Below are 19,545 nucleotides of genomic sequence, written 5' to 3'. Positions count from 1 at the left end.
AGCACCGCCTGCACCACCCGGCGGGACGCGACCGCGGTGAGCTCGCTCGCACCGGCACCCCTGACGCTTCCGCTCCAGCCCGGTCCCGCCCGCTTCTTCGTCCTCCTCGCCGTCTTCATCTGCGCGAGCTGCGGGATGGTCTACGAGCTCGCGCTTGTCGCCCTCGGGTCCTACCTGCTCGGCGACACGATCGTCCAGGCCTCGATCGTGCTCGCCGTCATGGTCTTCGCGATGGGCGTCGGCTCGCTCGCGACGAAGCGGCTCACCCGCTTCGCGGCACTCGCCTTCGCCCTCATCGAGGCGGCGCTGGGCATCATCGGCGGTCTCTCCGTCATCCTCCTCTACTTGGCGTTCGCCTTCGCCGACGTCTACACGGTTGCGATGATCGGCCTCGCCTTCGTCATCGGCGGCCTCATCGGCGCGGAGATCCCGCTGCTCATGGAGCTCGTCCAGCGCATCCGCGCCCAGCGCGCCTCGAGCGCGGTCGCCGACCTCTTTGCGGCCGACTACGTCGGCGGGCTCATCGGCGGACTCGCCTTCCCGTTCGTCCTCCTCCCGCTCTTCGGTCTCCCCCGCGGGGCCCTGGCCGTGGGCATCACGAACACCGTCGTCGGCATCCTCATCGTCCTCTGGCTCTTCCGCGCCGAACTCACCGCCCGGATGCGGGTGCTCCTCGCCGCCCTCCTCGTCCTCATCGTCGCAGGGCTGACCGTCGTGTGGGTCTTCACCGACGACATCGAGGTGACCACCCGCCAGCGCCTCTACCGCGACCCCATCGTCCTCTCCGAGCGCACCGACTATCAGGAGATCGTCCTCACCGAATCCCTCCGCACGGGCGATACGCGCCTCTACCTCAACGGGGACCTCCAGTTCGCCTCGGCCGACGAGTACCGCTACCACGAGTCCCTCGTCCATCCCCTGCTCAACGGGGGCCGGAGGAACGTCCTCGTCCTCGGCGGCGGGGACGGGCTCGCGGTGCGTGAGATCCTCAAGTACCCCGACGTCGAGTCGGTCACCCTCGTCGACCTCGATCCTCGGATCCTCGACCTCGCCCGGAACTCCGAGCGGTTCACCGCGTTCAACGAGGACTCACTCGACGATCCGCGGGTGACGACGATCGCCGCTGATGCCTTCACGTGGCTGCGGGAGGCCGAGCACCCGGCCTACGATGCGATCATCGCCGACCTGCCCGACCCCGACGACGTCGCCACCTCGAAGCTCTACAGCATCGAGTTCTACGGGCTCATCCGCCAGGTCATGGCTCCCGGCGCCCGCCTCGTCGTCCAGGCCGGCTCCCCGTACTTCGCCCCCGAGGCGTACTGGGGCATCGGTGAGGCCGTCGCCGAGGCGGGGCTGACGACGACGCCGTACCACGTCGACGTCCCGAGCTTCGGCGACTGGGGCTACTTCCTCGCCGCCGTTCCCGGGGATCCTGCGATCACCCGGACCGAGTCCGGGGGCCCGGTCGTCACCCTGGCGCCGGATGCGCCCGAGGGGCTGAGGTTCGCCACCGCCGAGGTGCTCGCCGCCTCGACGACGTTCCCACCCGATCGCGACCGCGCCTCCGTCGGTCGGGTCGAACCCTCGACCCTCCTCCACCCGCGCGTGCTCGATCAGGAGCGCGGAGCGTGGGTGGGGTACTGAGCCGAGACGTGCTGGGTGCGGTCAGGCGAGGGCGGCGACCATCGCGCCGATGACGCTGATCGAGAGACCGAGGAAGCCGCCGACGACGGCGATGCCGAGGAAGACGAGACCGAGGATGAAGCCCCACTTGCCCATCTCGTTGTCGGCGAAGCCGGCCTCCTTCGAGTTCCTCCGGGCCATGTAACCGGTGACGATGCCGATGGCCGGACCGACGAAGTTGAAGCCGATGAACGTCGAGAGGGTGGCGATGAGGGAGATGATGCCGAGCACCTTGCCCGGATCCTCGGTCGCCCGCTGCAGCGGGTAGGGCTGCTGCGGATCGGACTCGTACGGCGGGTAGGGCTGACGGTGGGACTGCGGAGCGTAGGGCTGCTGGTCCATGACGGTGCCTCTCTGCGGGTTCGTGCTGGTGACTTCAGCCTAGGAACCGGCAGAGCCGCGGGGAATGGACATAACCGCCCGCCTCGGTGGGGAAAACCCGACCTCACGGTCGCTCGGGGTCGGACTCAGCGGACGTCGACGAGGGCGTGGTCGCTCCGGCCCATGAGCCAGAGCAGGATCTCGACGGGCTCTCCTGTCACCGTCGTCGTCTCCCCGCGGCCGGCGGCGCGCCGACCGAAGCCCGGGCTGACGATCTCGATGCGGCCCTTGGACTTCGCCGCGTACGGCAGGAGGGCCATGCGGGCCTGCGCCCACACGGTCTCGTTGTCCTGCTGCGAGAGCCGCCTCGGGAACCATTCGATCTCGGCGCGGCGGATGTCCTCGTGGTGGACGAGGTATTCGACGGTGTTGAGCACCGAGCCCACGCCCGGCCACGCACCCGGGGTCCACCCCGGCGGGGAGGCGACGAGGCCGAGGAGTTCGACGTAGGGCATCCGGGCGTAGTCGCGTGCGGTGTCCTCGAGTCGTCCGGAGAAGGCGGGCAGCGCGATGCCGAGGGCTGCGACGGGTTCGCGTTCGCGGATGACGAGGTGGGTCGCGAGGTCACGGGTCGTCCACCCTTCGCAGAGGGTGGGGGCGTCCTCGCCGGCGGCGCGGGCGGCGGCGACGAGGCGCAGTCGTTCTGTGCGAGCAAGACTGGTCATAGGGGCAGTCTCTCAGTCTCGGCTTGGATTCCTCTGGACGCCCACGCGGTGACGAAGTCGGTGACCCGGGACGTCGACCGATAGTCGGCGAGTTCATCGCCCCTGGTGGGACCGTCGGTGACGATGACGACGGGCTTGTCCTCCTTCGCCGCCGCTCGGACGAACCGCAGCCCCGAGAGGACGGCAAGCGAGGTTCCGAGGACGACGAGCCCCGATGCGGTGTCGCAGATCTCCGCTGCGACCTCGACCCGGGCGGCGGGCACGGCGTCGCCGAAGTAGACGACGTCGGGTTTGAGCAGTCCCCCGCAGATCGGACAGTTCAGCACGCGGAAGTGCGCGGTCTCCTCGAGGTCGACGTCGCCGTCGGGGGCGGTCTCGACGTCGATCGGGTCGATGCCGGCGAGCGCGGCGAAGTCGGGGTTGAGCGCGGTGAGCTGCTCCTGGACCCAGTCGCGGTCGAAGAGATGGCCGCTCTTCAGGCACACCACCCGGTCGAGGCTGCCGTGAAGGTCGATGACGGGGCTCGAACTGCCGACCTCCTCGGCGGCGGCCTGGTGGAGGCCGTCGACGTTCTGCGTGATGATGCCGCCTACGCCGAGTCGAGCGAGCGCGAGATGTCCGGCGTTCGGCTCGGCCCAGCGCAACCGCGGCCACCCCACCCACGACCTGGCCCAGTAGCGGGCCCGCTGGTCGGGGTGGGAGAGGAAGTTCTGGATCGTCATCGGCCGCCGCGGATCGGCGTCGGGGCCCCGGTAGCCGGGGATGCCTGAGTCCGTGCTCATCCCCGCACCCGTGAGCACCGCCCAGTCGGAGGGTGAGTGCCCGGTGGTGAGCACGTCGATGATCTGCTCATCGGTGTGGCTCGCGATCGGCTTCGTGCGTCCGCGCAGCGGATCGACGATGACGGCCATGGTCTCCTCTGACTCCTCGCTCATGTCCTCCCCCATTCCAGTCAGGCTAGGCTGACCGCTATGGCCAGCGTACTGCTCGTTCATCACTCACCGTCACCGGCGACGGCCAGGATCGCCGAGGCGGCCGAGGCCGGACTCCGCCTGCCCGAACTCGGCGACATCGACGTCGTCGTCCGCCCCGCGCTCGAGGCGAGCGTCGACGACGTCCTCGCCGCCGATGCCTTCGTGCTCGGGACGACCGCGAACTTCGGCTACATCTCCGGAGCCCTCAAGCACTTCTTCGACACGACGTACGACGCCGTGCGCGAACCGACGGCGGGCCGTCCGTTCTCGTACTGGATCCACGGCGGCTACGACACGACCGGGGCGGAGCGGGCGATGAGTCAGATCACGACGGGCCTCGGCTGGTCACTCGTCTTCGACCCTCTCGTCCTCACCGGCGAGGTCACCGACGACGACCTCGAGACGGCGACGGAACTGGCCGCGACGGTGGCCGCATCGGCACTGTAGAGATTTCTTTGCGAAAGTACTTTCCATCATGGAAAGTAGTTGCTACGATGAAATCACTTCCACCCGGGAAGCAGGAGTCATCACCGCACCGAAGGAGTCGCCATGACCACGCCCACCCCGCAGCAGGCCACCGACCTTCTCGCCCAGATCGATTCGACGCAGAAACAGGCGCGCACCAGCGACGCCTGGCCGCTCGTCATCCTTCTCATCGTCCTCAGTGCCGCAGCCTCGATCGGGCTCTTCGCGATCGGCGTCATCGCCGATGAGACGCTGCAGCTGACCCTCCTCGCTGCGTGCGCGGCATGGATGATCCCGGCCTTCGTCGTCTACCTCACCTCAGCGTTGAGCTGGAGCAGGCGCTCGACGATGCTCCTCTTCACATGGCTGCCCGTCGTCGCAATCGCGTTCATCGTCGGCGTCGTCGCCGACACGCTCGCCCAGGGATCGTGGGTGACCTTCGCCGCCGCCGGCCTCATCTGGCTCGCCGCCCCCGTCTTCGCCCTCCTCGGGCTGCGCCGCTGAGGCGCCCGGAGATGAAGGAGCACACGATGAACCCGTACACCGAACCCGAAACCGACGATGCCGACGAGACGATCCCCCACCTCGGCGAGTCCCTGGCTCGGATCGACCCCGACCTCGGCAACCCGACCCGGCTCGGACTCGTCGCGAGCCTGAAGAACCGGGAGCGCGCGGAGTTCAAGCTGCTGCGCGATTCCCTCGGAGTCTCCGACTCCGTCCTCTCCCGGCACATCACCGCACTCGAGAAGGCGGGACTCGTCTCCGTCGCCAAGGGCTACGTCGGCAAACGACCCCGCACGTGGGTCTCGCTCACCGAGGACGGTGCCCGCCGCCTCGACGGACACGTCGAAGCCCTGCGGGAGCTCGCAGGGGGATGAGGACTCAGGCGCTGCGCTTCAGGCGCGCTTCGCGAAACGGCTCGGCCATCGACGGCCGGGCCGTTCGCGCATTCACGCCTCGGCACGGCGACGGACGATCTCGGTGATCCAGATGGGGGCGAACGGTGAGGTGCAGTTCGGCGGGGTCGGGTAGTCCCTGAGGACTCCGAGGCGTTCGCCGATCTCAAGGGCACGGTCGCGGAGGTCCGGGTTCTCGATCCCGATGGCGGCGAGGGTCGCATTCATCGCCCACTGGAGGCGTTCGGGGGCGTCCTTCATCTCCGCGTCGATGACGTCGAGGAGGCCGGGCAGGTCGAGGCCTTCGGGCTTCCGGTTGACCCGGTCCGAGGTGAGCGCCCACCCCGCCGAGGCAACGGTGGGATCGGGATCGTCCATCCACCGCTGTCGCAGGGTCTCGGCGTGCGGGGACTTCTTGACGATGTAGTTGACGAGCCAGTCCTGGACCTTGGGAGTCCGGGACTCGCGCAGCATCGCATCGAGTTGCTCGGCATCGTAGGACTTCGGCCGCATGATGAGCAGCGCGACGAGGCGGGCCGCCGAATCCCCGGTCGCCCACAGCTCGACGGCGAGGTCGTCGTTCTTCTTCAGCTCCTTGGCGATGCCCCGCAGCTTGGTGAGGTTGACACCGTGATCGTCGCCATGACGCTCGTTGATCTCCCGGGCCTTGGGGTCCTCGAGTGCGTCGAGCGAAGCTCGCACGCTCTCGACCGTCGCCTCGACCATGGTGCGCTCCTTCGTCGGCTGTGCGGCTGGTGTTCATGATGATAGTTCAGCCGCGAGCCCGGCCTGTGCGCCGTCAGCCTCCCCCACGGGAACGGCGCGGGCACGCGATGCCGATGACGGTGGGCACGAGCCCCCTCGCCCGTGGAGTCACTGCCGGACTCAGCCGGCACTGCCCTCCCACCCGTCACTGCCGGGCGCGGGCCCGAGGAACGGCCGGAGTTCGAGCCACTCGTTGATCGGCCTCCCCAGGTAGCCGGGGGCGGCGGAGAGTTCGGCGGCGAGCTCGAGCGCCCGGTCGTAGCTGCCGACGTCGATGACCATCCACCCGGCGATGAGGTCCTTCGTCTCAGGGAAGGGCCCGTCGGTGACCGGGGGCCTGCCGGCACCGTCGGCACGGACGAAGACGCCCTCGGGCGAGAGCGCCTGCGCGTCGACGAACTCACCGGTCTCCCGCAGGCGGTCGGCGAAGTCGTTCATGTACTGGACGTGGGCGTCGATCTCCTCAGGCGTCCACTTGTCCATCGGCACGAAGTCGATGTAGTCGGGGTGACCGCGGTAGTGCTTGAGCATGAGGTACTTGGCCATGGTTCTCTCCTTGTTCGGCGTCGCCGGGCACTGAGGTGTGCGGGCTGACATCACTGGGTCGGAGCTGGGATCGGCTTCTCGACATCGGCGGCGAGATTCCTCTCAGAATAGTCCCCGCCCCAGACATCGTCGCCGTGTTCGCGGGCAGGGCACGGAACAACTTCGGGGCCCGAGTCGTTGTCACCAGTGCCGGTCGGTGACCGCCACCGGATCTGCGCGAGAAGCGAGGAGTGCCCCATGACCACACGCGTCCAATTCGATCGCAACGGCGACATCGACGAACTCCGCACCGCCGAGGTCGAGGTTCCCGAGACCGGCCCGGGTCAGGTGAGGGTCCAGGTGCTCTACGCCGGCCTCAACCCCGTCGACCTCACGATCCTCTCCGGCGGCTTCGGCCCCGCCAAGGGCACCCGCGGGGTGGGCATGGACTTCTCCGGCATCGTCACCGAGGTGGGAGACGGGGTCGAGGACTTCTCCCCCGGCCAGCTCGTCTTTGGCGGCTACCCCAACCATTCGCAGGCCGAGACCATCGTCATCAAGGATCCGCAGAACCGTCTCGACCCGATCCCCCAGGGCCTGGGCGCCGACGTCGCCGGCGGCCTCTACATCGCCGGTCGCACCGCGATCGCCGGCATCCGTGCGATCGCGCCCGCCGCCGGGGAGACGGTCTTCGTCTCCGGCGCCTCGGGCGGAGTGGGCATCATCGCAGCCCAGCTCGCGCTCGGCCTCGGCGCCCGCGTCATCGGCACCGCAGGCCCGGACAACCTCGAACTCCTCCGGGCGCTCGGGATCGACGCGATCGACTACCGCGACGGACTTGAGGACCGACTGGCAGAGGCCGCCCCGAACGGCATCCAGGCCGCGTACTCGACGCGCGGTGAGGACGAGATCGAGATGCTGCTGCGCCTCGGCGTGCCGACCGATCGGATCAACTCGATCGCCGCAGGAGGAGAGGTCGCCGAGAGGTTCGGCGTCCACACCTCCGGTGAGGCCGCAGCAGGGCGCGGGGATCTCGCGTGGCTGGGCAAGGCCATCGCCTACGGTCACGTCTATGTGCCCATCGGCGGCGTCTTCGATCTCGCCGAGGTCCAGGCCGCCTACCGCTTCCTCCGTGAGGGCCACCCGGCCGGGAAGGTCCTGCTCAAGACGGAGCCGAAGCCGTTCACCGACTCCCAGCGGGAGTTCCTCGTCGGCTGAGCCGCGCGCCTCAGCACAGGATCGGGGCCCGTCCCTGCCGCACCCTCGTGCGGCCGGGGCGGGTCCCGAGCCGTCTGCGCGCATACCCGATGAGGGCGACGGCGATCGCCACCGGCCAGAGGAAGAACGGGACGTAGCAGGTGAGGAGGAAGGCCCGCTCACCGGCGGTCATCCCGACATCCGGGGTCCAGCCGGGCACCGTCCCCGTCCACGCGAGGACGAACGTGGCGAGCACCGACCCGATGAGGCCGAGCAGGACCGCGCTCCCGATGCCGCCGACGATGATCGGGACCAGGGGTGGGATCGTCCGCCCGCCGAGGCGGGGCACCCATCCGGGGACCACCTCTCCCCAGCGTCGGATGAGTCCGAAGCCGAGGACCGCGACGAGGACGGTGAGCACCTCGAGACCGAGGACATAGCCGATCCCCGCCGCCGACTCCCGCACCTCACCGCTGAGCCCGAACCCGACGTCGACGCCGGCGAGCATGAGGAGTCGCCAGAGCACGCTCGGCAGCGGCAGCAGGAGACTCCCCCACCCTGCGAGGAGTGCCCAGCGCTGGACCGGGACGGTGGATGCGGACGGTTTTAAATTTTTTGTTCTAAAACTCATGCTCTAAACTAGCTATGATGAGGTGTCATGGCAAGACCCTCACGCTTCTCCGACGACGACATCCTCGACGGCGCCGCTCGCGCGCTCGCCGACCACGGACCTCGCGCGACGATCGCCGACGTCGCCCGCGCCATCGGCGGGCCCACCGGCTCGATCTACCACCGCTTCGCCTCACGCGACGACGTCTTCGCGAGACTCTGGCTGCGCTCGATCGCCCACTTCCACGAGGGCCTGCTCGCCGCGTACGCCCTGCCCGATCCGCACGAGGCGGTGACCGCCTCGGCGAGGCACGTCTCCGCCTTCTGCCGCGACCACCCGTTGGAGGCCCGCTCGATGCTCCTTCACCGGGCATCCCGACTCGCCGCCGACGGGCCGGTCGGCGTGCGTGACGACGCCCTCCACATCAACGACGACATCGATGCGGCGATGGAGGAGCTGCTCGTCCGCCGCTTCCCGGACCCGACCCCGCACCGGCGGGAGCTGCTGTCGATGGGCACGCGGCTCGCCCCGTACGGCATCGTCCGCCCCTTCATCGGCACTGAGGTTCCCGCCTGGGTCGATGACGCGGTCGCCGCCTCGGCGGGGGCGATCGTCGCCCTCGGGGACGGGCCGGACGTCAGCTGAACTCCCCGTCGACGACGACACCCGGGAGGACTGGGAAGACTCCTCTCACCCACCGGACTCTTCCCCTGGGAGGGAATACCCGCGCACCCCGATGGCGTTCTATGATGACAACCGGTATTGCCGAAACCCAGCGAAGGAGAACGACCATGGCAGTCTCTGACAAGACGATCGCATTCCTCCTCACCCGCGGAGTCGAGCAGGTCGAACTGACCAGCCCCCGCGCCGCACTCGACGAGGCCGGCGCAAAGACAGTGCTCATCTCCCCGTCCGAGGGCACCCTCCAGGCGATGGAGGGCGACTGGGACCACGCCGAGGTCTTCGACGTCGACGTGCCGCTCGCCGAGGCGAACGCCGCTGACTACGATGCCCTCGTCCTGCCCGGCGGCACGATCAACGCCGACACCCTGCGCACCGATGACGACGCCGTGGCGTTCGTCAAGGCGTTCTTCGACGCCGACAAGCCCGTCGCCGCGATCTGCCACGCCCCGTGGATCCTCGCCGAGGCGGGAGTCGCGAAGGGCCGGAAGCTCACCTCGTTCGAGTCGACGAAGGTCGACCTCGAGAACGCGGGTGCCGACTGGACCGACGCCGAGGTGGTCGTCGACGGCAACCTCATCACCTCGCGCAACCCCGGGGATCTCGACGCCTTCAACCAGGCGATCAGCGAGAAGTTGAGCTGACCCCACACACCTGAGCGGACTCCCCGGACCCTGCCTGATAGCCCCGGTCCGGGGAGTTCGTCTGTTCGTCATCCGGCGTCTGCCCGGAGGAATTGACACCTCGGCATAGGATCATGCCATGCGTGCTTCTTCCCCCGGGCGCAATGCGTCCGGCCTCGTGTCCTGCCTGCTCATCGCCGTGCTCCTCATCTTCTTCGGTGTCGCCTCACCGGCAGAGGCGGCCTACCCGACGAAGGGCGGGATCGGCGCGACGCACCGCTCGCTCGGAGGGGACAAGGGACGGCTGGGACCGGCGACGGGCCCGGAGCGCTGCACGCTCAAGGACCGCGGCTGCTATCAGACCTTCCGGTCGGGCACGATCCACTGGACGAAGGCGACCGGGGCGCATGCCACCTGGGGTGCCATCCGCGCGGCCTGGCAGCGATCGGGCTGGGAGAACGGTCCGCTCGGGTACCCGACGAGCAACGAGTACAGGTCCGGCTCGCAGACCCGCCAGGACTTTCAGAACGGCCGGATCACGTGGACGAGCAGAGGCGGGGCGACAGTCGTCGTCAAGGAGGCGGCGCCGTCGTCGTTCACGCTCAAGGGCTCAGGGTTCGGCCACGGCGTCGGGATGAGCCAGTACGGCGCCCAGGGCATGGCCGCCCAGGGCAAGACCGCCACCCAGATCCTCGAGCACTACTACAACCCGGCGAAGGTCACCTCGACGACGACGAACGCGAACTCGGACATCACCGTCCAGCTGCTCGCCGGTGAGAGGTCCGTGACGCTCACCCCCGCCTCGGGCAGACTGCGGGTGCGGGTCGGGAAGACGACCGCGGAGTCGAGTGGGAAGATCACCGTCGAGCGCACCTCGGCGGGCAAAGTGCGGGCCAAGGTCGGGAAGAAGTCGTACGAGGGTTCATGGCTGACCGTTGAATGGCAGGGCACCCGCTACTGGTCAGGCTCGCAGAAGACGACGGTCGCCGTGTCGAAGGCGCAGAGCGGGTCGACGGGGACGTATCGGCACGGGAAGATCGAGATCCGGCAGCTGAAGAACGCGCTCAACGTCCTCGGCGTCATGCGCACGAACAGCGAGTACCTGCCCGGCGTCGCCGAGGTGCCCGCCTCGTGGAGGGCACCCGCCCTCGAGGCGCAGGCGATCGCCGCGCGCACGTACGCCTATCGGAATCTCGGACCGCTCAAGTCGGCGTGCGCGTGCAACGTCTACGACGAGGTCACCTCCCAGCACTTCAAGGGCTGGGGGCATGAGAACGCGAAGGACAGCGGACCGTGGCGCAATGCCGTCCGCGCCACCCAGTCCGGGTCCGGGTCGACCGTGAGGAACGCGAAGGTCGTCATGTACAAGGGCGCGCTCATCGATGCCGTGTACTCGTCGTCCTCGGGTGGGAAGACGAACTCCGCCGCCGAGGTGTGGGGCAGCGACGTCCCCTACCTCCGTTCGCGCGACGACGCGGCAGCGAAATCGAAGTCCGCGGGCAATCCCAATGCGTCGTGGACGGTGCGACCCTCGCAGGCAGCGATGGCGAAGGCCTTCGGACTCCCCGACATCGCCCGCGTCGACCTCAAGCGCTCCTCCTCCGGTCTCGTCACCTCGGCGAAGGCGACGTCGACGACAGGGAAGACGGCAACGCGCACGGGTGCGGAGCTGCGCAGTGCGCTCAAGCTCAAGTCGGCGTCGTTCACGATGGGGTGACGCGCGCGGCGTCGCTCCGAGCCGCAGCCGGAGCAACCGCTCGGTTTCGATCCGCACGCGCTGGTCCGATCCATAGCGTGCGGATCGAAACCGAGCGGTTGTCGTCTCGCGCGGACATCGCGTCGGCGATATCGTGGCGGCACGAAGAAGCCCCTCACCGAGGCACTACCGGTGAGGGGCTTCTTCGTGTGGCGGAGGATAGGGGATTCGAACCCCTGAGGGCGTTAACCCAACCCGCGTTCCAGGCGAGCGCCATAGGCCACTAGGCGAATCCTCCGCGGATCAGCTTATCGGAGTCGTCACCGCAATGCGAAATCGCGGCGGCGAAGTGTGAACCATCACACGACCCCCAGGTGAACGGCCCGCCCAGTCGCCGACAGCTCCCAGGTGAACGCCCTGCTCAGTCGCCGACCGCGTGCAGATGCCGCCCTCTCGCCGTTCCCCGCTCAGTCGCCGACGGCCCGCAGGTGACGCCCCGGAACTGCCGCCCGTTCAGCCGCCGCCCGTTCAGCCGCCGCCCGTTCAACCGCCTCGCGCGCGGCAGCCTCCCGCGCCGCCACCACCTCGGCGCGCCGCTTCTCGATGCTGCCGTCCTTGATCCACCCGTGCAGGGTCTCGAGCCGCGACCGCGTCACCGAGTCGACGGGCAGGTAGACCGAGAGGGTGAGCCGCTGGTTCTCCTGCGCGATGAGCGTCGTCATCGTGAGGTTGAGGGTGCCGACGTACGGGTTCTCGATGACCTTCGTCCGCCCCGGTCTGCGGCCGACATTGCCGGAGTCCCAGAGCGTGCGGAACTCCTCGAACCGGCCGAGGCGCTCGAGGAGCGGTCCCCACTCCGGGTCCTCGAGCGACTCGGCGTAGGCCGCGCGCATCTTCGCCACGAGGAGGCGCTTGTGCTCGTCGAGGGGCTGGAAGATCTCCGCCCATTCGGGGTTCTCGTACGCCTGGATCGCACAGTTGCGGTCGGCGGGGGCCACCTCGGCGAGGTCGGTGACGAGGTAGCGTTCGACGGGATTGAAGGCCCGGATCGTGTAGGTCGGGTCGGTGACCATCGCCGGCAGCGGCAGGAGCTCCTCGAGCATCGTCCGCAGCTGCTCCCCCACCTCCGAATCCCCAGGGTTCGTCACCCGATCCGGGTACCCGCCGAGGAGGAAGAGGTGCGCGCGCTCCTCGCGGTCGAGGAGCAGCGCCTCGGCGATCGCCTCGAGCACCGACTCGGAGGGATGGACCTCGCGCCCCTGCTCGAGCCACGTGTACCAACTCGTCCCGATGTTCGCGAGCACCGCGACCTCCTCGCGCCGCAGCCCGGGCACCCGCCGCCGCGGTCCCTTCGCCAGTCCGACGTCGCAGGGCCGCACGCGGTCGCGGCGCGACCGCAGGAACCGTCCCAGTTCGCTCGTCCTCTCCTGTGCCATGCTCCCCATTCTCCGCCCACTGCCCCGCCCGCATCCAGGTGGCGCGACCACCACCATGACCACGCCCTCCCACTCTGGTCACGGGCACCGAAGAATGGAAGCATGAGAATCACCCCTGGTGCCGCTGAGGCAGAATCGAGCGCTCCCGTCGACGACCACACCACCCCCGCCGAGGCGACCGACCGCGCGGTCCTCTGGCCGCTCCACGTCGGGGCGTTCCTCGCGACCTACATGTTCTCCGTGTCGAACATCGCGATCCCTGCGGTCAAGGAGGCGCTCGGTGCCGGGGACTCCGCCTCGGCGCTCGTCGTCGGCCTCTTCTCCGCAGCCTTCGCCTCCGGTCTCATCCTCTGCGGACGCATCGGCGACCGGTTCGGACGTCGGCGCCTCTTCACCCTCGGCACCGCCGCCCTCGTCGTCATCTCCCTCGCCGTCGGCCTCGCTCCGGGGACGGCCGAACTCCTCATCGCCCGCACCGTCCAGGGGTTCGCGGCGGCCGTGATGATGCCGCAGATCCTCGCGAGCATCCAGCACGCTCTCTTCGGTGCCGAGCGGCTCAAGGCGATCAGCCTCTTCGGTGCCTTCTCCGGCGTCGGCACCGTCAGCGGGCAGGTCATCGGCGGGGGCCTCATCTCCGCCTTCGGTCCGACGTGGGGCTGGCGTGCGGCGTTCCTCAGCTGCGCGGTCGTTGCTCTGGCCGCTTTCCTCGGCTCACTTCGGCTCACCGAATCCCGCACACCGTCACCGGCGCCGCTCGACCTCGGCGGGGCCGTACTGCTCGGCATCGGGATGGTCGGCCTCGTCATCGGACTCGCCCTCGGTCCCGTCACCGGATGGGTGCCGCTGCCGGCCACCCTCCTCGTCGTCTCCGCCGCAGCGCTGGCGGCGTTCGCCGTCTGGCAGTCCGTCGCCGAGGCGCGCGGCCGCGACCCGCTCATCCCGCCGCAGGTCGTCCGCGCCCCCGCGGCGTGGGTGGGGATGCTCATGTCGTTCGTCTTCTTCGGCGGGTTCGGCACGTTCCTCTTCAACTTCGCCCTGACCAGCCAGACCGGGCACGGCGATCCCGCGTTCGTCTCGGGGATGACGCTCGGCCTCTTCGCCGCGGCGTTCCTCGCCGTCTCCCTCCTCGTCCCCCGCATCGTCAGGCGCCTGAGCGGACCGGGCACGATGCTGCTCGGCACCGGCCTGCAGATCCTCGGCCTCCTCGGCGTCGCCGAGGTCGCCGACGCCGCCGGTCGGGAGTTCAACCTGTGGTTCCAGCTGCCGGCGCTCATCCTCGGCGCCGGTCAGGCCCTCCAGTTCGGGCCCCTCGTCGGGACCGTCGTCAGCGCCGTACCCGACCGGGTGGCGGGACTGAGCGGCGGACTCATCGCGACGATGCAGCAGGCGGGCATCGCCGTCGGCGTCGCCCTCCTCGGCGCACTCTTCCACGTCTTCACCGCCTGGTTCGGCTACGACGACGCCTTCGCACTCGCGAGCCTCACCCAGATCGTCCTCAGCCTCGTCTTCGGCGCCGGTGCCCTCGTGCTCCTGCGCGTCCAGCGGGCGGCGACGCCGGCCTGACCCGGGCCGGGCAGGTGCCTGAACTCGCCGAGGCGGCCCTCCCTGGGGAACGCGCCCGATGACCTCGCCGAGGCGGGACCCGGCGGCACCGCGCCCACCCGGGTCCCGCCTCGGCGAGGGTCAGGTGCCTATGCCCTGATCGCGTCGATGATGCGCACCCGCATCGCCACGAGCGCGGGAACGAGTCCGGCGAGCGCGCCGATGCCGATCGAGACGATCATGCCGACGATGACTGCGGTGAACGGGACCTGCGGGGCGGTCATGCCCTGGAACACGGTCTCCCCGACGATCGGGGCCTTGAGGACGAGGACCGCGATGAGCACCCCGATGCCGCCGGCCAGCGTCGTCGCGACGACGCTCTCCATCATCACGGAGAAGAAGATCCGCCTGCTCGTCGCACCGAAGGAGCGGCGGATGCCGATCTCCCTGATCCTCTGCTGGATCGTCACCATGGAGATGTTGACGAGCCCGAGCATGCCCATGAAGAGGATGAGGACGCTGATGAAGAGGAGGACGTTCTTCACCGGTCCCAGGGCATCCCCGATGTCGGAGGCCATATCCGAGCGCATCGTCTCGACGCCGACTCCCGGCAGCTGTCGTTTGAGATCGGTCTCGACCTGCTTGCTCAGCTGCTTCGCGACGTCGGGCGGCAGCCACATCTCGTAGTCGGTGGGGGCGGTGACGTCGGGCCCGAACTTCTGCTCCTGGCCGTTGAGGACATAGATCTCGCCCGCCTCGGCGTCGGGGTAGCCGCGCACCGAGCCGATGACCGTGGCCGTGCCCGTCTGATGACCGGGCAGCTCGACGGTCGCCGGCAGCGCCTCGGGATCGATCCCGTACTGCTCGAGGAACGTCGTGTCGGCGACGATGGGCGGGGAGAGGTTCTCCGCGTCGCCGGCGATGAACCAGCGGCCGGTCTCGACGGTGACGCGGTGCATCACGGCGAAGTCAGGATCGACGATGTTCGCCGAGGCGGTGACCGCACCCGAGGGGCTCTGCACCCGCGTCTCCGCGTACCCCCTCGCCGAGACGTAGTCGATGCCGAAGCGCTTCTGAGTCTCGGCGAGCGCCGTGGCGATCCTCTCGCTCTCCGCCGGCGTGGCCTGACCCGATGGGGTGAGCGTGTACGTGTACGTCGCCTCCCGACCGCTCTGCTTCTCGAAGTCGTCGGCGAGGCCCTTCTGCATCATGTCGCCGAAGCCGACGACGAGGGTGAGGCCGCAGACGGCGACGCCGACGCCGATGAGGGACATGAGCACCCGGACCTTGTGGACGCGCAGCTCCTGCCACGCCTCGACGATCGAGGCGGCGAATGCTGAGATCATCGTGAACCTCCCACCAGCGACTCCGCGGTCGCCCCCGCGGTGATTGGATGCAGCGCCCCGCGGTGGAGCGAGTACCGCCTGGTGGCCATGTTCGCGATGCTGAGGTCGTGGGTGATCGTCACGAGAGCGGCTCCTGACTCCCGGGTGATCCCGTCGAGGAGGGCCATGACGTGCTGTCCGGTCTCGACGTCGAGAGCGCCGGTGGGTTCGTCGGCGAGGACGATCTTCGGTGAACGCACGAGTGCTCGGGCGATCGCGACCCGCTGCTGTTCGCCGCCGGAGAGGCGGTTGGGCTTCGAGTCGAGACGGTCGCCGAGGCCGAGGCGATCGAGCATCTCCGAGGCGATCCGCCGCCGGTTCCGGAACTCCCTGCCGGTGCCGTACATGAGCGGTGCTTCGACGTTCTCGACCGCCGATCGGCCGGGCAGGAGGTTGAATTGCTGGAAGACGAAGCCGACGTCGCGTCCGCGGATCTTCGCCGCCCGGTTGCGGGGAATCGAGTGGACGGGCACCCCTTCGAACTCCATCTCCCCGCCGGTCGGGGCGTCGAGGAGGCCGAGGATGTTGAGCAGGGTCGACTTTCCGGTGCCGGAGCGGCCGACGATGCCGATGTGCTCTCCGGAGCTCGCGGTGAAGTTGATGTCGGCGAGGATCGTCAGGAGTCTCCCCTCGCCGATGGGCACGGTTCTCGCAACGTGGCGCAGGGCCAGCAGTGGCACCTCAGCCATCAGAAGTCGAACTCCTCGCCGGACATGTCACCCGACATGTCGCCCTCGTCCTGGGGTTCGGTGCCGGGGACGAACTCGGAGATCTCCTCCCCCTCCTCGAGCCCGGACTTCACCTCGACCATCGCCCCGTCGTTGAGGCCGATCTCGATCGCCCGCTCCGTGGGCTGTCCGTCGTCGCCGATGACCCACACGGTGCCTGTATCGGTGAGTCCGCGCACCGCGGTGACGGGGACGACGATGACGTCGGAGGCCTCCCCCGCCTCGACGGTCATCGTGAGATCGAGACCGTTGAAGACGGTCTGCTTCTCCGGGATCGCGCAGATGAGCTTGGGTCCGTCACCGGCCGTCGCCGAGGTGTCGGTGCCCGGGTCCTCGGCCGCCGGGTCGGACTCGCCGCCGCTGCCGTCGGCCTTCGGCGCCGGCTTGACCGCGGCCCCCTGGTCGAGGCGCAGCGCCGTGCAGTCGAAGGGCTCGGGTCCGTCGGTGATCGTGATCGACGCGGTCTCCGGCAGCTTCGGCACGCGGTAGAGGTCGACTGCAGGAATCGACGCCTGCGCGGTGAAGGAGTCCTTGAGCAGCTGCGTCACCTCGGTCTCGGCGGTGACCGTGTCGCCCTTGTCGACGGCGAAGTCGCCGACCGTGCCGTCGGCGGGAGCGACGACCGTGTGGTACTTCGGCTTCGGCGGGGCCGCGGGCGCCGCAGCTCCGTCGCCGGTTCCACCGTCCCCGGTTCCACCGTCCTCGGACGGTGCTGACGGTTCGCCCTCGCTTCTCACCTGGAAGAGCTCTGCACCTTCGAGCACCTCGGCGCCGGGTTCGACGAAGAAGTGGTTGACGGTGCCCTCCCGTCCCGCCTTGACCGCGGTCGGGCTGTCGACGGCGATCGCACCCTTGAGCTCGAGGGTGTTGGCGATCGACCCGCGTTCGGCGACGACCGAGGAACCGACCGGCTGACCGCTCGCCGAGGCGGCATCGAACCCGTCCTCCGGCGCCGGCTTGAACGCGATCCACGCGAGCATCGCCGCGATGACGACGAGGACGAGAAGAAACGCACTGGGCAGGATGACACGGCGGAAGATCTGCATGATTCCTTGGGGGTTTGGGGGAGCGGACACTCCACCCTATGCAGGGGGCCAGCACGATTCGGTCGCGTTCGCGTCACGAGGCCATAACACTGTGGTCTCGATCCGCAGGTGGGCGGCTTTCCCCACCGTCACAGCAGGGAGATCCCCTCGTCGTCGGCGGGGAGAACCCGACCACCTCGGCGGACCCCCGGTCCACACGGACGGAGCAGCCGCCGACCGCCTCGGCGAAAAAGATCCGGGAAGGTGTCGATCCGGCATACGCTTGTTCGACGCAGTGCATGAGAGGGTCCCGCCCGGGATCCTCCGACACCCCTGACACAGGAGTCATCATGAAGTACATGCTCATCATGCGCACCGTCGACCAGGCCGCCGTGGACGCGTTCGAAAAGGCCGACTTCAACGAGATCATCGCCGCCATGGGCGCCTACAACGAGCAGATGGTCAACGCCGGAGTCCTCGCCGATGGGGCCGGACTCACCGACGCCTCCGAGGGCGCGGTCGTCGACTTCGGCGAGGACGATCCCGCCGTCACCGACGGCCCCTACGGCGAGCTGCGGGAGCTGTTCAACGGCTTCTGGATCCTCGAGGTGCCCTCGCAGGAGGAGGCGATCGAATGGGCCAAGCGCGCTCCGCTCGGGGTCGGATCCCAGATCGAGATCCGTCGGGTGACCGGTCCCGAGGACTTCCCGCAGGACAACGAATGGATCCAGAAGGAGCAGGAATGGATCGCCGAGGGGAAGGTCGGCGGGACATCGTGACCTCAGGCGGTCCTGATTCCCCGGACCCCGCCGAGGCGGTGGCCCGGGTGATCGCGGCGACGTGGCGGATCGAGGGGGCGAAGATCGTCGCCTCCCTCACCCGCCACGTCGGCGATTTCGGGTTCGCCGAGGATCTTGCGCAGGAGGCGCTGTCCGAGGCCCTGGCAGCGTGGCCGGAGTCCGGGGTGCCGGCGAATCCCGCCGGATGGCTGATGATCGTGGCGAAGCGACGTGCGATCGACGCGTGGCGGCGGCGTGAGCGCTTCGATGAGCGCATCGCAGCACTCGGGCGCAGCCTCGAGGATGAGCAGGTCTCGGGTTCGGACGCACTGCCCTGGGATCCCGATGCCATCGACGACGACGTCCTCCGGCTCGTCTTCATCTCCTGTCATCCCGTCCTGCGCCGGGAGGCTCAGCTCGCGCTCACTCTCCGCGTCGTCGGGGGCCTGACCAGCGAGGAGATCGCCCGCGCCTTCCTCGTCCCGGTCTCTACGATCCAGCAGCGCATCGTCCGGGCGAAGAAAGCGCTCGCCGCGGCCGATGTCCCCTTCGCACTCCCACCCGCCGACGAGTGGCCGGCCCGACTCTCCGCCGTCCTCTCCGTCCTCTACCTCCTCTTCTCCGAAGGGCATGTCGCGACCGCGAGCCGGGACTGGATGCGACCGGAGCTCTCGATGGACGCGCTGCGGTTGACCCGCATCACCGCGGGCCTCCTCCCCTGCGAACCCGAGGTCCACGGACTCGTCGCCCTCATGGCGTTCACCGCGGCCCGCTTCCCCGCCAGGCTCGGGCCGGCACGCGAGCCGGTGCTCCTGGCCGATCAGGACCGGTCCCGGTGGGACCGGTCGCTCATCCGCCTCGGCGAGGCCTCCCTGTCGACGGCGCTGGGACTGCGCGAGCGGCGCGGATCCTACACGGTGCAAGCTCAGATCGCCGGCGTCCACTCCTCGGCCCGCCGCTTCGCCGACACCGACTGGGTGCGCATCGCCGCTCTCTACGCCGACCTCGAGGCGCTCGCGCCCTCGCCCGCTTCCACCTCGTCCCCAGCGTCCGCGGCGAGCTTCTCGCGAGGCTCGGCCGGGACGCCGAGGCGGTTGCGGAGTTCACACGGGCCGCGGAGCTGGCGACGAACGAGCGGGAGCGCGAGGTGCTGCGTGGGAAGGCCCGGCGGCTCGGTGGGGCAGATGCCGCAGTCGTCGATGCGCAGGGGTGAGCGCCGGCTCACCGCGCAGTCGTGAGCGACCTCGCACCCGCTCATTTTGTCCCCCGGCGTCGCTCTCGCCTAGACTGGTCGGTGGCTCCCCGTGCGGCGTCATCTTGTGAACTCCCCCAGGGCCGGAAGGCAGCAAGGGTAAGCGAGCTCTGGCGGGTGCACGGGGAGTCCTCTTTGCCCAGATCACGATTCGGCAACTCCCTCGCTGACTGATTCCCCAGGTCAGAGCCGATCCGCCGGCCGCATCCATGAGCGCGTGACAACATCCGTCATAGT

20 protein-coding genes, 1 tRNA gene, 1 other RNA gene and 1 pseudogene are annotated in these 19,545 nt (G+C 69.2%); 12 read left to right on the top strand and 11 right to left on the bottom strand.

All coding sequences use genetic code 11. The features are described 5' to 3' along the window. Positions 1 to 36: 36 nt before the first annotated feature. On the top strand, positions 37 to 1,644 hold the full coding sequence (locus AC0VYB_RS03430; RefSeq protein WP_201671476.1) for a polyamine aminopropyltransferase: 1,608 nt from the start codon (positions 37 to 39) through the stop codon (positions 1,642 to 1,644). A 21-nt stretch (positions 1,645 to 1,665) separates the two neighbouring features. On the opposite strand, the gene AC0VYB_RS03425 is transcribed toward AC0VYB_RS03430, so the two are convergent. The 3 genes from AC0VYB_RS03425 to AC0VYB_RS03415 all read right to left on the bottom strand — a co-directional run bounded on the left by AC0VYB_RS03425 (position 1,666) and on the right by AC0VYB_RS03415 (position 3,664). Further along, positions 1,666 to 2,025, bottom strand: coding sequence for a DUF4190 domain-containing protein (locus AC0VYB_RS03425; RefSeq protein ID WP_063250790.1), 360 nt, complete (start codon positions 2,023 to 2,025; stop codon positions 1,666 to 1,668). Positions 2,026 to 2,150: 125 nt separating this feature from the next. Beyond that, on the bottom strand, positions 2,151 to 2,729 hold the full coding sequence (locus tag AC0VYB_RS03420; protein WP_475385042.1) for a TIGR03085 family metal-binding protein: 579 nt from the start codon (positions 2,727 to 2,729) through the stop codon (positions 2,151 to 2,153). Further along, positions 2,726 to 3,664 carry a Sir2 family NAD-dependent protein deacetylase gene (locus tag AC0VYB_RS03415; protein WP_119297074.1) on the bottom strand — a complete coding sequence of 313 codons (939 nt, stop codon included), beginning with the start codon at positions 3,662 to 3,664 and terminating at the stop codon, positions 2,726 to 2,728. The genes AC0VYB_RS03420 and AC0VYB_RS03415 overlap by 4 nt, the downstream gene beginning before the upstream one ends. A gap of 36 nt (positions 3,665 to 3,700) precedes the next feature. Here AC0VYB_RS03415 and AC0VYB_RS03410 point away from each other — a divergent pair, with 36 nt between their 5' ends. The 3 genes from AC0VYB_RS03410 to AC0VYB_RS03400 all read left to right on the top strand — a co-directional run bounded on the left by AC0VYB_RS03410 (position 3,701) and on the right by AC0VYB_RS03400 (position 5,046). After that, positions 3,701 to 4,150, top strand: a complete 450-nt coding sequence (locus tag AC0VYB_RS03410) for a flavodoxin family protein (protein WP_063250787.1) — start codon at positions 3,701 to 3,703, stop codon at positions 4,148 to 4,150. A 102-nt stretch (positions 4,151 to 4,252) separates the two neighbouring features. Next, positions 4,253 to 4,672, top strand: coding sequence for a hypothetical protein (locus tag AC0VYB_RS03405; RefSeq protein ID WP_063250785.1), 420 nt, complete (start codon positions 4,253 to 4,255; stop codon positions 4,670 to 4,672). Between the two features lie 26 nt (positions 4,673 to 4,698). Then, complete coding sequence (locus AC0VYB_RS03400) at positions 4,699 to 5,046, top strand: winged helix-turn-helix domain-containing protein (protein WP_063250829.1); 348 nt, start codon at positions 4,699 to 4,701, stop codon at positions 5,044 to 5,046. A gap of 72 nt (positions 5,047 to 5,118) precedes the next feature. Here AC0VYB_RS03400 and AC0VYB_RS03395 read toward each other — a convergent pair whose 3' ends face one another. Continuing rightward, a complete protein-coding gene (locus AC0VYB_RS03395; RefSeq protein WP_280559768.1) occupies positions 5,119 to 5,790 on the bottom strand; it encodes a DNA alkylation repair protein in 672 nt (223 codons plus the stop codon). A 159-nt stretch (positions 5,791 to 5,949) separates the two neighbouring features. After that, positions 5,950 to 6,375, bottom strand: a complete 426-nt coding sequence (locus tag AC0VYB_RS03390; RefSeq protein ID WP_063249849.1) for a YciI family protein — start codon at positions 6,373 to 6,375, stop codon at positions 5,950 to 5,952. A 237-nt stretch (positions 6,376 to 6,612) separates the two neighbouring features. Between AC0VYB_RS03390 and AC0VYB_RS03385 the strand changes: the two genes are divergently transcribed. Next, positions 6,613 to 7,572, top strand: coding sequence for an NADP-dependent oxidoreductase (locus AC0VYB_RS03385; protein WP_475385041.1), 960 nt, complete (start codon positions 6,613 to 6,615; stop codon positions 7,570 to 7,572). Positions 7,573 to 7,582: 10 nt separating this feature from the next. Here the strand turns inward: AC0VYB_RS03385 and AC0VYB_RS03380 are convergent, their stop codons facing one another. Then, a complete protein-coding gene (locus AC0VYB_RS03380) occupies positions 7,583 to 8,077 on the bottom strand; it encodes a hypothetical protein (protein WP_063249852.1) in 495 nt (164 codons plus the stop codon). A gap of 132 nt (positions 8,078 to 8,209) precedes the next feature. Between AC0VYB_RS03380 and AC0VYB_RS03375 the strand changes: the two genes are divergently transcribed. From AC0VYB_RS03375 to AC0VYB_RS03365, 3 genes are all read left to right on the top strand, one after another. Beyond that, positions 8,210 to 8,806, top strand: a complete 597-nt coding sequence (locus AC0VYB_RS03375) for a TetR/AcrR family transcriptional regulator (RefSeq protein WP_063249853.1) — start codon at positions 8,210 to 8,212, stop codon at positions 8,804 to 8,806. A 146-nt stretch (positions 8,807 to 8,952) separates the two neighbouring features. Next, the gene (locus tag AC0VYB_RS03370) at positions 8,953 to 9,486 is read left to right on the top strand and encodes a type 1 glutamine amidotransferase domain-containing protein (protein ID WP_063249856.1); all 534 of its coding nucleotides are present in this window, start codon (positions 8,953 to 8,955) and stop codon (positions 9,484 to 9,486) included. A gap of 118 nt (positions 9,487 to 9,604) precedes the next feature. Beyond that, positions 9,605 to 11,182 (top strand): SpoIID/LytB domain-containing protein, encoded by a 1,578-nt coding sequence (locus AC0VYB_RS03365; protein WP_144588406.1) that lies wholly within the window; start codon positions 9,605 to 9,607, stop codon positions 11,180 to 11,182. A 189-nt stretch (positions 11,183 to 11,371) separates the two neighbouring features. Here AC0VYB_RS03365 and AC0VYB_RS03360 read toward each other — a convergent pair. Both AC0VYB_RS03360 and AC0VYB_RS03355 read right to left on the bottom strand, forming a co-directional pair. Beyond that, positions 11,372 to 11,459, bottom strand: a tRNA-Ser gene (locus tag AC0VYB_RS03360). A 169-nt stretch (positions 11,460 to 11,628) separates the two neighbouring features. Continuing rightward, entirely contained in the window at positions 11,629 to 12,597 is a 969-nt protein-coding gene (locus AC0VYB_RS03355; protein WP_009378093.1) for a helix-turn-helix transcriptional regulator, read from the bottom strand. Positions 12,598 to 12,699: 102 nt separating this feature from the next. Between AC0VYB_RS03355 and AC0VYB_RS03350 the strand changes: the two genes are divergently transcribed. Next, a complete protein-coding gene (locus AC0VYB_RS03350; RefSeq protein ID WP_009378091.1) occupies positions 12,700 to 14,160 on the top strand; it encodes an MFS transporter in 1,461 nt (486 codons plus the stop codon). Positions 14,161 to 14,288: 128 nt separating this feature from the next. On the opposite strand, the gene AC0VYB_RS03345 is transcribed toward AC0VYB_RS03350, so the two are convergent. Genes AC0VYB_RS03345 through AC0VYB_RS03335 form a run of 3 tightly spaced genes read right to left on the bottom strand, consistent with a single transcriptional unit; the run spans position 14,289 to position 17,298 of the window. Continuing rightward, complete coding sequence (locus AC0VYB_RS03345) at positions 14,289 to 15,485, bottom strand: ABC transporter permease (protein ID WP_009378089.1); 1,197 nt, start codon at positions 15,483 to 15,485, stop codon at positions 14,289 to 14,291. Continuing rightward, positions 15,482 to 16,213: an ABC transporter ATP-binding protein gene (locus AC0VYB_RS03340; protein ID WP_119296518.1), complete on the bottom strand. Its 732-nt coding sequence runs from the start codon at positions 16,211 to 16,213 to the stop codon at positions 15,482 to 15,484. Before AC0VYB_RS03340 ends, AC0VYB_RS03345 begins: the two co-directional genes overlap by 4 nt. Further along, on the bottom strand, positions 16,213 to 17,298 hold the full coding sequence (locus tag AC0VYB_RS03335) for an efflux RND transporter periplasmic adaptor subunit (RefSeq protein ID WP_119296517.1): 1,086 nt from the start codon (positions 17,296 to 17,298) through the stop codon (positions 16,213 to 16,215). Before AC0VYB_RS03335 ends, AC0VYB_RS03340 begins: the two co-directional genes overlap by 1 nt. 329 nt (positions 17,299 to 17,627) lie before the next feature. On the opposite strand from AC0VYB_RS03335, the gene AC0VYB_RS03330 reads away from it, so the two are divergent. The 3 genes and pseudogenes from AC0VYB_RS03330 to ffs all read left to right on the top strand — a co-directional run bounded on the left by AC0VYB_RS03330 (position 17,628) and on the right by ffs (position 19,445). After that, on the top strand, positions 17,628 to 18,056 hold the full coding sequence (locus AC0VYB_RS03330; protein ID WP_009378078.1) for a YciI family protein: 429 nt from the start codon (positions 17,628 to 17,630) through the stop codon (positions 18,054 to 18,056). Next, positions 18,020 to 19,269, top strand: a pseudogene (locus AC0VYB_RS03325) (RNA polymerase sigma factor). Before AC0VYB_RS03330 ends, AC0VYB_RS03325 begins: the two are co-directional and overlap by 37 nt. An 80-nt stretch (positions 19,270 to 19,349) precedes the next feature. After that, positions 19,350 to 19,445: signal recognition particle sRNA small type (ffs, locus tag AC0VYB_RS03320), an RNA gene on the top strand. Positions 19,446 to 19,545: the final 100 nt, after the last annotated feature.

Source organism: Brevibacterium sp. Z349TD_9 (assembly GCF_056173565.1).
The sequence above is the reverse complement of the archived record's forward strand: the minus strand, read 5'-3'. Positions and strand labels throughout refer to the sequence as shown.